We start from the raw sequence: 13408 nt of genomic DNA, 5'->3' as shown, positions 1-13408 counted from the left end.
TGCGATCAGAGAAATCGAGAGTCAGAAGTTAAATCTTGGGGCCAAATAGCTTCTAAATCTAACTCCCCACTCTCGATTTTAGGGATTATTTATGCTTCGTAGGGAGTGACACCAGAGAACTTAATTGTCGCCGGTTCCGGGTTTTTGCCGATATTGCGGTCTTTTTTGCCGAAAAATTCACGACCAGCGTTAACTTTTTCGGGGAAGACACCATCAGCAGGGTGGAGATACTGCACTTCACCACTGGGATAAATCCGATAGATTTTGTAATCTTCGATTTTGGGCTTAAATTTCGTCCGGAATTGGGTACCAAGAGCGAGCGCCTGTTCTTTGCGGGCCAAATAGAGGAGATTTTCGCCTTCGTTCATGATAGCGGCGCCACCGGTGGGCATTTCAAAGACTTGTTCTTTGCTGCTTGTCCAGGTGATGGCGTACTTTTCTTCCAGATCGGCTTTGGCGAGTAAACCGCCCGTGCTGCCACCGAACTTAGGAGCTTTTCCAGAAAGTTCTGTCATAGGATTTTGTTCTCTCTACAAAAATAAAGAAAAGGGGTTTTAGGGAATCCTATCACTGACACCCCCCCTCTCTAGTAGTCTTGTCAAGAACTGTAACATTATTTTGTACTAGACTATAGAACTAGGATTTACCGAAAAAGTTTTTCCTCGCGGCAGGGTGTGGGGTGTGGGGTGTGGGGTGTGGGGAGAATAAATAAAATAATCTCCTGTCTCCTGTCTCCTGTCTCCTAACCCCACCAACAAACTTTTTGCCGCAAACCCTAAATAGAACTAAGCGGCTGGCCGATCGCCAACTTGTCTAGGAATCGGCCACCACTTTAATCGATCGCCCGTCGGGAAATTTGCCAACTTAAAAAAATTACCGGAATTAATCCCACTAGGACAATGGCCAGGGCTGGTGCCGCCGCTTCCACCAAACGTTCATCACTGGCGTATTGATAAACGCGCACCGCTAGGGTATCAAAATTAAAAGGTCTTAACACCAAAGTAGCGGGTAATTCCTTCATCACATCGACAAAAACTAACATAGCCGCCGTCAATAATCCCCCCGACAAAAGAGGAATATGCACTTTAATTAAAGTGGCGCCGGTGCCATAGCCAAGGCTGCGGGAAGCATCATCTAAACTAGGTTTAATTTTACTTAAACTCGATTCTAATGTGGAAAAAGCTACGGCTAAAAACCGGACAATATAGGCAAAAATTAGACAGAAAATTGTGCCGCTCAGAATTAAATTGATATTTAATACTTGGTTGAAAAAGTTATCTAATTTGCCGAGAGGAATTAAAACCCCCACTGCGATAACAATGCCGGGGATAGCATAACCAGCGGCCGCAATCCGCACAGAACCTTTAAGAGTTTTATTCGGATTAAGTCTTTCCCCGTAGGCGAGAATTAAAGCTAAAACTACCGCAATAATTGCGCTTAAACTAGCCAGAAAAAAACTGTTTCCCGATAGACTAAAAAAGTCATTATTAAAAGTTTCTTGGGCATGGTTAAAGGCTAAATAGGCCAGATAGAAAGCGGGGGCAATAAACCCCAGAAATACCGGCACAAAACAGGAGAACATTGCCAAAAAACTCCGAATAAATCCCAGTTTGTACTTAGTCGGTGACTGGAAACGATTGGTCATTTCATAGTAACGAGCTTGACGACGGGAGGATTGTTCAAGGAAAACTAAAACGAGGATAAATACCATTAAAACTGTGGATAACTGCCCCGCTGCTATGCGATCGCCCATACCGAACCAAGTATTATAAATCCCCGTGGTAAAAGCATTAATACCGAAATACTGCACCGTACCAAAATCGTTCAGAGTTTCCATTAAAGCTAGGGCTAATCCTGCCATAATTGCCGGTCTTGTTAGGGGTAAAGCGACGGTAAAAAAACTGCGCCAAGGATTACATCCCAAGGAGCGACTTGCCTCCACCGTGCAGACAGATTGCTCTAAAAAACCGACCCTTGCTAACAGATAAACGTAGGGATAAAGCACCAGTATTAACATCAGAATCCCCCCCCAAAGAGAACGGATATTAGGAAACCAATAATCCTCGACACTATTCCAACCGAAAACACTTCTTAAGAACGTCTGCACCGGACCAAAATAGTCCATCATATTGGTATAAGTATAGGCCAAGAGATAGGCAGGAGCGGCAAGGGGTAGTAATAATAACCATTGAAATTGTTGACAACCGGGAAATTGACACATCGTTGTTAACCAAGCTGTGCCGACACCGATGATTAAAACGCCGCTGCCCACCCCGCACATTAACCAAAAAGAATTAACTAGATAATCCCAGAGAACAGTTTCGATCAGATGTTGCCAGACTTGACTGGAATTAGTTAATAAACTACTGGCAACCGATAAAATTGGCAGGGAAACAAGCAGGGCAATTAGTAAAACCGCAATTGTCCATCCCTGTCTAAAAAAAGAGCGAGATTCTTTCAGCAAAAACATTTTTAATAAGATTGTTAAAGCAATTTTTAGAGAACGGTCTAGTTATGCCTTCTTCGCTTGTGAGGTCAACTTACAGCCAGCAGTTCATTAAGCTTGTTTTTCAGATTTGGCGATGTCATCAGCGGGTTGTAAACTTCTCCTGCGTAAGGTTGCCAAACATAACTAGGGCTAAAGGAGCGAAATACTGGCAATATTCCTAGCTCGCCTGCAAGTGGTTTCGCTAAAACCAGTCCTGGGATAGATAGATTGGATGATTCTTCGATAAGCTCAGTGTATGTTCTAAATTCATCGACTTCAACACCAACCAGTGCATAACGGAAGGTGGGGGCAAATCGTAGGGACTGATAGAGTAAAATACCTAACTCTGTCATTGAATAGGCACTTTCAGGGCTGTCTATTCCCACTTCGCTAAGATTATTTGGTGAAACGCGACACCACCAATTTTCTTCTATGTCTTGGAATGTGTCTGTGCGACATTGGCACTGGCGACCATTTGACAGCAACAATGACATTCCCTGAAAATGTTGAGCAAATTTATCGGCCTTGCTCTCATCAGAACCACATTCTGCGGATAAACTAAATATCCATGCCATTTTCATAGACTCCTATTGTGTGTATGCCACTAATCCACCTTTTCCCAATATTTTTGGGTCTTTGCCAATGCCGCTTCGTACCTTTCTAGAGCCATTGTAACTCTTGGCATGATGCTAACGTGGGTTGGGCTATCTTGGACAGCCTGTAAATCTCCTGTAATAATGCTGTCATCAATCTGCCACAAAGGAGCTTTGCCCATGCCGCCAAATTTTGGCTGTAACTGCTCACTTTTCACTCCTCACCCCCTCACGAACCAAAAAGCCTGTAAACTTGATTTTATAAGGTGGATTTGCTATTATTTGGCTCTTGCAAGCGATGCAAGCACTCCTGAACTGATAACACAGGTACCGATGAATTCAAAAACCCTTGATTATCTCGGGTCAAGATAGCATCAAGTCCTTGAGCTACAGCACAAGCAACCTGAATCCCATCCTCATAATCAGCCAAACCTGAACTAAACGCTACCTCTAGAACCTCCCGGTTTACAGGGCAGATTTCCATTGCTGTCAATGTCTCTGAAACTGCTTGCCGTGCTTGCTCAATACTGCGCGTGTGTCTTCGAGCAATGTAAAAAATGTCCGTGAGGGTTGTGGCTGTGACATACCCGACGATCTGACCGGAATCGATCGCCTGAAATAGTCGTTCTGCATCTTGGAAAAATAGCTCTCTCTGCAATAGAAAATCTAGGAGAACATTAGTATCAATTAAAACTCTCACTAAAGGTATTTCTCCAGCCGACGCTCTTCCAACATGGCAGCTACTTCTTGGTCGGTTGGTGCAAGTTGGTCTGTTTTGAGTAAGCCACGCATCCGTTGAATTGCACCAGCACGATCAGGTCTAGCAATTGGGGTACTCTGCAAGGACTCAATAATGGCGCTAACCAGCGCAAGTCGCTCGCTCGGTGATAGCTTAACCGCTTCTTCCTTTAGGTCTTGTAGTAACATAGACATTCCTTGGGGCTGAATATTCTGGAATTTCTTAAAAATAATTATAACCCTGATTTATGATCAGGGCTGTAGGGCGAGTTAGCAACAACGTAACCCGGGGAATATCAGGAAATTGATGGTGCGTTACACGAGAAAAAATTAGTTAATCAATAGGACTAGGTCATTGGCTCCTAAAAATTAGGATTTCTCTAACAGTTTGCGGTAGTCAAACACGCGAATGAGCGTCCCTTTTTTGGGTAAATCGGCGGCACGAATCCGTAATTTATTGTCCTCGATCAAACGGATATTTTTATCCTTGACTAACTTGAGAAACTCATCTACAGACACCAATTCACAGGCATTTTTATCGGCGGCACTGGTAAAGTATTGAGTTGGTATAGCAATTCGCGGTTGTAAAACTTCGATCGCCTGTTTTGCTTCTTGGGGATTATAATTTTTTGGACCACCTCCCACGGGAATAAAAGCTAAATCCGGCGAACCTAGGAGAATTCTTTGTTCTAATTCGATTGGGGCCGCTGCCCCCCCTAAATGGACAATACTAATCCCCGCTTGGGTCCAACGCCAGGCCACATTCATACCGAAACGTTGCCCACCCATGCGATCGTGGGCGATACTAATACCCTGTAGTTTTAATTTACCCAGATCGTAGGCCCCCGGCTCAAACAAAATTTTCGGATTACCGGGTAAACCCTCGGCCGCCCCTTCATCCCACAGTTGACTACTAATTAAAACGATATCTGCTTCTACTTTTGGCAAAGGAAAACCCGCCGTACAACCAATTGCCCGGAAAGGATTAACTAGGACTCTTTGCCCTCCTCCGGTGAATAAAAAGCAACTATGACCCAACCATTGAACTAAGAGGGAATTATCGGGTTTTTGGGGGGAAGTGGGGTTAGTGGGTTTCGGTTTAGTTTCCGCTAAAACTGAGCTTACTGCCACGGTTAAGAAACTTGCCCCCGCCGATAAGATAAAATCTCGCCTTTTCATAAATGTAGATGCAGAATTAATCAATTGAAGGTTAATTTCAGGGGTTGGGGATTAGCAAACACTAGAGGGATCGCAGAAAGTTTCTTAAAAGTTCCTTGCCAGCAGTGGTTAAAATACTTTCGGGATGAAATTGTACTCCTTGAATGTGGGGGTAATCCCGATGACGGACTCCCATGACCGTGCCATCTTCTACCCAGGCCGTGATCTCTAAATTATCCGGCATGGTGGAGCGCTCGATCACTAAACTATGGTAACGGGTGGCAGTAAAAGGATTTTCTAAGCCTTGAAATACCCCTTCATTGTTGTGATAGATTGGGGAAGTTTTGCCGTGCATCAAGACTGGGGCCCAGACCACATCCCCTCCGAATACCTGACCGATACTTTGATGACCGAGACAGACCCCCAAAATTGGCAAACGGGGGCCAAATTTGGCGATTAATTCCAGAGATATGCCCGCATCGACTGGACGACCAGGACCGGGGGAAATGACAATCCCATCCGGCCGCATTTGTTCGATTGTGGCCAAGTCGATTTTATCATTACGATAGACCTCGATCGGCACAGCGATCGGGAACTCGGAGGCTAATTCTCCCAAATACTGGACTAAATTGTAGGTAAAACTATCATAGTTATCGATGACGATTATCAAGAGTCCCTCTCCTTTCTTTAGCCTCGCTCAGTATTTTTATTCTACACCCCGGCTGTCTCGATCGAGATAGCCGGGGTGTAGGGGGTAGGCTATTTTTGAGCAGTCAGCTAGAATCTGCCCGGAATTGCTAATTAGGGTTTGCGGCAAAAAGTTTTTTGTGGGGACAGGGTGTGGGGTGTGGGGTGTGGGGTGTGGGGTTTTGAGGGGGTCAATTACCTAACTTTCAGGGAAAAAGTCCAGGGATTTTCCCCCCGATCACTCCCAGATCTGGTACTTTTTGATTGATAAAAAGTCTAAAATTATTACCCAACAAGGTTTTTAGATTTATTCAGCAAACCCTAATTACAGCCTAAACTATCTCTGGTGGCCACTCCCGTGACTGGATTAATGCCATCGGCCCGTTCACACATTAACTTGACCTGATAGTTATCAATCACCGCGTTAGTGAAATCGGCCCCGGTAATAATTGTGTCATAAAAACGGCTGCGAGTAGCGATCGCATCGGTAAAAATAGTATTAGTTAAATCGGCAAAATCGAGGGTAACTCTATCTACCAAAGAGGCGGTTAAATCGGCCCCTTTTAAGTTAGCTTTTAAGAGGACAGCCTCGGTGAGAATGCTATAGGATAAATCGGCACCTTCTAGGTTAACTCCCCGCATCGCAGCAGCTGCGAAAACTCCTCCGCGCAAATCCTGATGGGAAAAATCCCGATCTTGCAGCTGGGCAAAACTATAGTTAATCGTTTTATCTTGGGCCAAAGCCACCGGACGGGCCGCGAAAAGTAGCCAAAGAATCGCCAGCAAAATAATTAAAACCAGACTGAAAAAATTTTTCAACATTGTTACTGTTGAGCGTCAAAAAACTGGGACACATCATCACCCACCCGAATAGTTAGGTCTGAGTCTAAAGCACCAGTGGAGGATGATTCTACTTTACCGATTCCCAATTGATTTTTCAAGAGGTTAGCGGACTGAACATCACCTTTTTGGGCAATAATTGCGGTGGTTTCTAGCTTTTGGGAGGAGTCATCGCTAATATAAACATTTGTGTAGCCCTGTTTGGCCAGATAATTGCGAGTACGACGGGCTAAACCTTTGGTATGGGTGGCATTTTGAATGGCAATCCGCAGACTATAAACGGAGGTTTCTCCCCCCCCATAGTTATCGGTAAAATTATTAGCCACAATGGTTCTAATTTCGCGACGGTTCAAAATCCAATAACTGCGACCATCGTATTCCTCGAGGTTGTTAAACCGGCCGGGGAGTAGGATCATTCTTAAGTCATCCTGTTTAATTTCCCGTCCAAAATTAGCGATAGCCAGCATTTCCTCGACGCTTAAGTTCGTATCGATATATTGTTGTAAAACCTGTACTGCTTTCGGGAGACTGGGGAGAATTGTCGGACTAAAAATCTTTTGTTGGAGTGCTTTTAATAAAATTTGTTGTCTTTGTACGCGACCAATATCGCCGTATTGCGGGTTACGAAAACGGGCAAATTGTTCTGCTTGGTCGCCGTTGAGATTTTGCCAACCCTCTTGTAAATCAATTTCTAATTTTTGGGTGACATCTTTATGATACATTCGTTCGGGTACATAAACTTCTACACCCCCGACTAAATCGACTAATTCCTTGAAGGCATCGGTAGTCACCCGCACATAGCGATCAACGGTGACATCCCCTAAAGTATTAGTGACCACTTCTGCCGCTAGAGTCGGTCCACCGTGAACGTTAGCATCGTTGATTTTAGTAAAACCATGGCCGGGGATTCTGACGCGGCTATCGCGAGGGATAGACAACATTCTCACGGTTTTATCGCTAGGATCGAAGCGCACTAGGAGCATGGTATCGCTGCGACCTTTAAATACATCGTCGCTGTTTTTGGCATCTAAAACTCGATCGATGCCCATAACTAAAATATTAACAGGACGAGAAAGCTGCTGATTGATTAAGCTATTCCAAGCTTGATCCTCAAGGATGTCTGTTTGGGTGGGAAAAGATGTTTTTTGGAAGATAGCCCCAATTGGTGCGGGTAAGGGACTAATTAAAGCGACGGCAGCCCCAACAGTGGCGGAAACTAGGGCGGTAAAACTGAGGGTTATTCCCCAAAATAAGCCCTTTTGTAGGGGAGATGCTTTTTTTAAACCGGACATGACTGAACTGACCACCGCGACGGTATTTTCTGAGTTTTGGCTGTATTCTTGCTTTTGAAACCGCCCCGAAACATTGGCCATGGACTAACCTCAACATCTGATTAAAAGCTTACTTTAAGTAGGGAGGAACAATTATTTGTAGGATGGGTTAGCGGTAGCGTAACCCATGCGGGCGTTGGGTTTCATACTTCAACCCAACCTACGTTCATCTTATATTTAATTCCACCCACCCAGGAGGTGACTGTTGATCGATAGAATCTATCTCTAGCCCAAAAGTTCCAGATATTGGCCACTCCCCTCTCGCCGGCTATTGTAACATATTGTTAAGGAAATGGCTATCCTAGACCTGTTGTAAAAATCAAAAATTGTTGTTAGGGTTAGGAGTTGGTGGCCAGTAGCCAGTAGTCAGGAGAATTAAAAACGAATAATAAACGATTAAATGCTCTATTCACCGATTGTATGCCATTTAATCCTTATTTTTGCAGTTTTTGAACCCTGAAAGGTTAATTATGCCATAGGTTTAATAATTTTTCAGGGATTCAGTTCGGTTATAGATTATCTTTATGGCCAAGAATTAAGGCTCTCTTAGGTTTGGTGGGTAAAATGTATTCTAAGATACAGTCCTGCTGGCGAGCGAGTGGAAGGAACCACAGAGACACAGAGGACACAAAGAAAGATTGATCGCTTCTATAGTAAGTTAAACTGCTCACACAAAGAATAAGAGAGCCGAATTAAGAGAGGTGGAAACTTGAAGATGACAGAACGAACTAAGGTTATTCTCCTCGTTGTTATCCCTTTGCTTTTGGCTAGTAATGCAGTTTTTTCTGTCAATAAATTCTGAGCTATTTTTTATGAAAATCATCTCTCTTACCCCATCATTCAACCAGGAATATCTCTGTATAAGAGACTTAAATCTCTACAATTCTCCCAGTTGTCAAGAGTTAGCGACCCAAGCACAACAGGGAAGACAATTAAAATTTATTTCCCTAGAAATTACCGAAAAAGGGCTACAAATTCAGCTAAGAGAAGATAATTATTTAGCTTGGTTATGCGGAGAAGATTTAGATGCAATTGCGGTGGCCACCACAGCTTATCAAAAAATTCCTCTAACTCGTTCCGACATAGAAAAACATATTCCTGAGATTATCACTTTTACTCAGGAAGCAAGGAACCGTACCAATCATTATCTCTGGGGTGGAACCCTTGCACCTAATTACGATTGTTCAGGATTAATCCAGGCTGCTTTTGCCACTTTTGGTATTTGGTTGCCGAGGGATTCCTATCAACAGGAGGCTTTTTGTCAAAAAATAAACCGAGAGGAATTACTCCCAGGAGATTTAATTTTCTTTGGTGATAAAAGAGTTAATCATGTGGCTTTATATCTAGGTAATAATCAATATATCCACAGTTCAGGAAAAGAAACAGGTAACAATGGTATCGCTATAAATCTACTTACTGATGATAGGGATAGCGTTAGTCGTCATTATTATCAAAAATTATGGAGTTTCGGTCGAGTTATGCACAATTAATCAGTTATCAGTTATGGGTTTACTGTTCACTGTTCACTCCTTACTCTCCCCCATAGGTAATCATGTCAGAAAACATCTCCCTAAGCGGTCTGTCAATTCGTCGTCACATAGGAGTATTGATGTTAACTATAGCAGTTATCATCATCGGTCTTTTTTTTCTAAATCGTTTAGAAGTGGACTTGCTTCCTTCTATCACTTATCCCCGCATTAGTTTAAGGATGAATGTACCCGGAGTTTCCCCGGAAGTCATTCTCGAAGAAGTAACTAAACCCCTAGAAGAAGGAATGAGTGCCACCGAGGGAGTAGTGCAAGTTTATTCAGAAACTCGCGAGGGGAGGATGCGAGTAGATTTATTTTTTCAACCGGGGGGAGACTTAAATGTCGCTTTAAATGAAGCTACCGAAAGTTTTAATCGTGTCCGACAAAATTTACCCGATATTATTGAGGAACCGCGCTTAAACAAATTTGAACCCTCTCGTTTACCCGTCTATGAATTCGCTCTCGTTTCTGATACCCTACCCCTAAAAGATTTAAGATTATTTGCCGATGAAGAATTAGGGAGAGAATTAGGATTTGTGGAAGGAGTGGCAGTGGTGGACGTGATTGGGGGAGTTAGAGAAGAAATTCAAGTTAATATTGACCTGCAGCGATTACAATCTTTAGGAGTGGGATTAAATCAGGTTTTAGACACCCTAAAAAGACGCAATCAGGACATCTCTGGGGGCCGACTACAGGGAGAAACCGGGGAACCTTTAACCCGTGCGGTGGGGAAATTTAAAAACGTAGCGGATATCCAAGATTTAGCGCTGACCGATAGTAATAATCCCGAAGAAAAAATCTATCTGCGGGATGTGGCCAGAGTTATCGATGGGACAGAAGAACAAAGAATTTTTGTCACCCTAAATGGAAAAAATGCCGTGAGGGTTAGCGTCCAAAAACAACCGAATGCGAACACGATTGCTGTGGTAGAAGGGGTCAAAAAACGCATTACAGAATTAAAAAAATCCGGGTTAATGACCGGGGGAATACAAGTCGTCACCACTACTGATGAGTCTGTATTTATCCAAAACGCGGTTAATAACGTGGTTTCCTCGGGACTAGCGGGGACAATTCTAGCAGGACTGACTGTATTCGTCTTTCTCGGTTCCCTGCGACAGACTTTTATCATTACCCTAGCGATTCCTCTTTCTACCCTCGTCGCAATTATCTGTATGAAGTTATTCGGGTTATCGATAAATGTGTTTAGTTTGGGAGGATTGGCCCTAGGGGTGGGTATCGTGGTGGATAATTCCATTGTCATGCTGGAAAATATTGCCCTCAAAGTTAATCAAAACCAAAATAAGCGAGATTTTTTAGAAATTGCCCGTAATAGCAGCCAAGAGGTAGAATCTGCTTTATTGGCCTCCACTGCGACTAATCTCGTCTCTATCCTGCCATTTTTATTACTGGGTGGTTTTATCTCTCTGCTGTTTAACGAGATTATCCTCACTATCAGTTTTGCTGTGGCTGCTTCTCTGTTGTGTGCGTTAACTGTTGTTCCCATGTTGGCCAGTCGTTTGTTAAATATGGGGGTTGACCGTGGTATCCATCGGTTTTGGCTCTTAAAAGTCTTTAGTCAACGTCTAGAAGGTTTAACCATCCTCTACGGTCGTTTTTTAGCTAAAATCATCCACTACAGAATACCTGTTATCCTGCTGGCCTTTTTAATTTTAGGGGGAAGTAGTTTCTATCTCTGGCAATATATCCCCCAGGAAGTCTTTAGTCGTATTCAAACCGGACAGGTGAACGTTTTTGCTCAATTTCCCCCGGGTACCAATTTAAATACTAACCGTCAGGTGATGCGGGAAGTAGAAAAGATTTTATTATCACAACCGGAAACTGAGTATGTTTTTACTACCAGTGGCGGTTCTCTTTTTGGCACAACTACCAATGAAAATATTTTGCGCGCTTCTAGTACGATTAATCTCAAACAAGGCACTAATACAGAAGCATATATCGAACGCATGAGCAAAGCACTAGAGCAATTAAACCTCGTTAACGTGCGTTTGCGTCTCACCCCCGGTCAAGTGCGCGGTATTATTCTTAATAACTCTCCCTCCGTTGGTGCCGATGTGGATGTGATGTTACAGGGACGCGATGGGAAAACTTTAGAGCAAGCTGGTGAAGAAATCCTCAGTATTCTCGATGAAAAAGTCCCTAGTGCGCGTTTTCGTGCCGATGCTGACCCCAGACAACCGGAAATTCAGATTAAACCCGATTGGACCCGCTTAAATAGTTTGGGATTGAGTACCCTGGAAGTGGGACAAACGCTACGGACCGCTATTCAAGGATCGATCCCCACCCAACTGCAACGGGGAGAAAGATTAATCGATATCCGAGTGCAATTGGACCCCAACTCGCGGCAAAAAATTAGTGACATATCACAAATACCTATTTTTGTCAATAGACAAGAAGACTTAAAATTAGCAGATATAGCCCGGATTGAAGCGGGAAAAACCCCCGGAGTCATCCAGAGAATCAATCAGCGTCAAGTTTTTATTATTATCGGCAGTTTAGTCGAAGGGGCGAAATTAAGTGACGCACTCGTGGGGGTACAATCGGTTTTAAATTCCACTCCCTTACCCGATGGTATCAGCATTTTACCCAGTGCTGCCGCCACGTCTAATCAAGAAATTCAGGGTTCTTTGGGTTTATTAGCGGGTTTATCAGTATTTTTAGTCTTTGTGGTCATGGCCGTGCAGTATAACTCACTCATAGACCCTTTGGTGATTATGTTAACCGTTCCTTTAGCCCTAGCGGGGGGAATTTTCGGACTATATTTGACCAAAACCCCGATTAATGCCATTGTCATCGTCGGGGTGGTTTTATTGGTGGGCATTGTGGTTAATAACGGGATTATTATGGTGGAATTGGCGAATCAATTGCGGCAAGAATTCGGTTTTACTCGACTACAAGCTATTTTAAAGGCCGCTCCCCAACGTTTACGACCGATTTTAATGACTACCGTGACCACGGTTTTAGGTTTATTTCCCCTCGCTTTAGGATTAGGAGAGGGGGGACAATTCCTGCAACCTTTAGGAATTGTCGTTTTTTCGGGTTTGTCTTTAGCAACTCTGTTAACTCTGTTTATTATTCCCTGTTTTTACGTTTTATTCTCTAGAAAATAATCCCCCTGCACAGTGGGAAGTGGGGAAGTGGGGTGTGGGGTGTGGGGTGTGGGGTGTAGGGTGTGGGGTGTAGGGTGTAGGGTGTGGGGTGTGGGGTGTAGGGTGTAGGGTGTAGGGTGTGGGGAGAACAAATAAAAATAATCTCCCGACTCCTGACTTGAAAGAGGGTGTGGGGAAGTGAGGAAGTGGGGAGAATAAATAAAAAAGTCTCCTGACTCCTATCTCCTATCTCCTATCTCCTATCTCTGGACTCCTATCTCCGGACTCCTGACTCCTGACTCCTGACTCCTGACTCCTAACCCAATGTTGGCTGAAGATAAGCAAAAATTATTTATTGACTCCAAAAACTTGAGAATATTTAAATTAACATTTCGCAATATTTATAAATTCTTAAGAATTAATTGAGAAAGATTTTTATTTAACAACGATGTTACAATGGTTACAGCGATTTGATAGAATTTCATAGTGGGTTATTATGTGCTTTTTTGGGCAGCAATGGCTCAAACCCTTGCCACACCTACAAGGTGATCCTAATTAAAACAGGTAAATCAGTCAATTTCACCCATAACGATGATCTTTTTTTTGTGTAGTTTTATTGCAAAAAAAAAGTTTTTTTGACAAAAAGCACAAAGTATGATAGGAAACCAATGTATTTCTGGCTGCCAGTAGTTATTGCAGAGTGGGAAGTGGAGAAGTGGGGAAGTGGGGAAGGGGAGCATCTCACCTTTGTAACCCCTAAATCAGGTTTTATGTCAAACTATTTTGAAAGCCTTACTAGGGCTGGCTGAATAATGGTAAAACCCTTTTAAAATAAGGCTTTTGACCTGTTAAAGTCCGATGTTAGTGCAAGAAAATAGGATTGGGACTTTCAAAAACCTTGCATTATCCTTCTTGTAGTACATCGCTTGGTACACAA

General features: G+C 43.3%; 13 protein-coding genes and 1 pseudogene. 2 read left to right on the top strand and 12 right to left on the bottom strand.

What is annotated here, in order from left to right:
• Positions 1 to 89: 89 nt before the first annotated feature.
• From O9332_RS10295 to O9332_RS10245, 11 genes and pseudogenes are all read right to left on the bottom strand, one after another.
• The gene (locus tag O9332_RS10295; protein WP_002738785.1) at positions 90 to 515 is read right to left on the bottom strand and encodes a photosystem I reaction center subunit II PsaD; all 426 of its coding nucleotides are present in this window, start codon (positions 513 to 515) and stop codon (positions 90 to 92) included.
• Positions 516 to 623: 108 nt separating this feature from the next.
• Positions 624 to 755, bottom strand: a complete 132-nt coding sequence (locus O9332_RS10290) for a hypothetical protein (RefSeq protein WP_288025307.1) — start codon at positions 753 to 755, stop codon at positions 624 to 626.
• Between the two features lie 77 nt (positions 756 to 832).
• Positions 833 to 2470, bottom strand: a complete 1638-nt coding sequence (locus tag O9332_RS10285) for an ABC transporter permease (protein ID WP_288025304.1) — start codon at positions 2468 to 2470, stop codon at positions 833 to 835.
• Between the two features lie 65 nt (positions 2471 to 2535).
• Positions 2536 to 3069: a hypothetical protein gene (locus tag O9332_RS10280; protein ID WP_223210047.1), complete on the bottom strand. Its 534-nt coding sequence runs from the start codon at positions 3067 to 3069 to the stop codon at positions 2536 to 2538.
• 23 nt (positions 3070 to 3092) lie between these two features.
• Positions 3093 to 3275: pseudogene (locus O9332_RS10275) on the bottom strand (Tse2 family ADP-ribosyltransferase toxin); the annotation flags it as partial.
• A gap of 65 nt (positions 3276 to 3340) precedes the next feature.
• Entirely contained in the window at positions 3341 to 3781 is a 441-nt protein-coding gene (locus O9332_RS10270; RefSeq protein WP_002758462.1) for a type II toxin-antitoxin system VapC family toxin, read from the bottom strand.
• Positions 3781 to 4008 (bottom strand): hypothetical protein, encoded by a 228-nt coding sequence (locus O9332_RS10265; protein WP_002758463.1) that lies wholly within the window; start codon positions 4006 to 4008, stop codon positions 3781 to 3783. The genes O9332_RS10270 and O9332_RS10265 overlap by 1 nt, the downstream gene beginning before the upstream one ends.
• 180 nt (positions 4009 to 4188) lie before the next feature.
• Entirely contained in the window at positions 4189 to 4998 is an 810-nt protein-coding gene (locus O9332_RS10260) for an MBL fold metallo-hydrolase (RefSeq protein WP_002758464.1), read from the bottom strand.
• A gap of 61 nt (positions 4999 to 5059) precedes the next feature.
• Complete coding sequence (locus O9332_RS10255; protein WP_002758465.1) at positions 5060 to 5647, bottom strand: anthranilate synthase component II; 588 nt, start codon at positions 5645 to 5647, stop codon at positions 5060 to 5062.
• Between the two features lie 338 nt (positions 5648 to 5985).
• On the bottom strand, positions 5986 to 6486 hold the full coding sequence (locus O9332_RS10250; protein ID WP_002768627.1) for a pentapeptide repeat-containing protein: 501 nt from the start codon (positions 6484 to 6486) through the stop codon (positions 5986 to 5988).
• A 2-nt stretch (positions 6487 to 6488) separates the two neighbouring features.
• A complete protein-coding gene (locus O9332_RS10245) occupies positions 6489 to 7877 on the bottom strand; it encodes an LCP family protein (protein WP_288025296.1) in 1389 nt (462 codons plus the stop codon).
• A gap of 770 nt (positions 7878 to 8647) precedes the next feature.
• Between O9332_RS10245 and O9332_RS10240 the strand changes: the two genes are divergently transcribed.
• Positions 8648 to 9325, top strand: a complete 678-nt coding sequence (locus O9332_RS10240; RefSeq protein ID WP_002758470.1) for a C40 family peptidase — start codon at positions 8648 to 8650, stop codon at positions 9323 to 9325.
• Between the two features lie 62 nt (positions 9326 to 9387).
• The gene (locus O9332_RS10235) at positions 9388 to 12492 is read left to right on the top strand and encodes an efflux RND transporter permease subunit (RefSeq protein WP_288025292.1); all 3105 of its coding nucleotides are present in this window, start codon (positions 9388 to 9390) and stop codon (positions 12490 to 12492) included.
• On the opposite strand, the gene O9332_RS10230 is transcribed toward O9332_RS10235, so the two are convergent.
• Positions 12468 to 12623: a hypothetical protein gene (locus O9332_RS10230; RefSeq protein ID WP_288025289.1), complete on the bottom strand. Its 156-nt coding sequence runs from the start codon at positions 12621 to 12623 to the stop codon at positions 12468 to 12470. The two genes, O9332_RS10235 and O9332_RS10230, sit on opposite strands and share 25 nt — an antisense overlap.
• Between the last annotated feature and the right edge of the window lie 785 nt (positions 12624 to 13408).

Source organism: Microcystis sp. LE19-10.1B (assembly GCF_027530565.1).
Lineage (GTDB): Bacteria > Cyanobacteriota > Cyanobacteriia > Cyanobacteriales > Microcystaceae > Microcystis > Microcystis aeruginosa.
The sequence above is the reverse complement of the archived record's forward strand: the minus strand, read 5'-3'. Positions and strand labels throughout refer to the sequence as shown.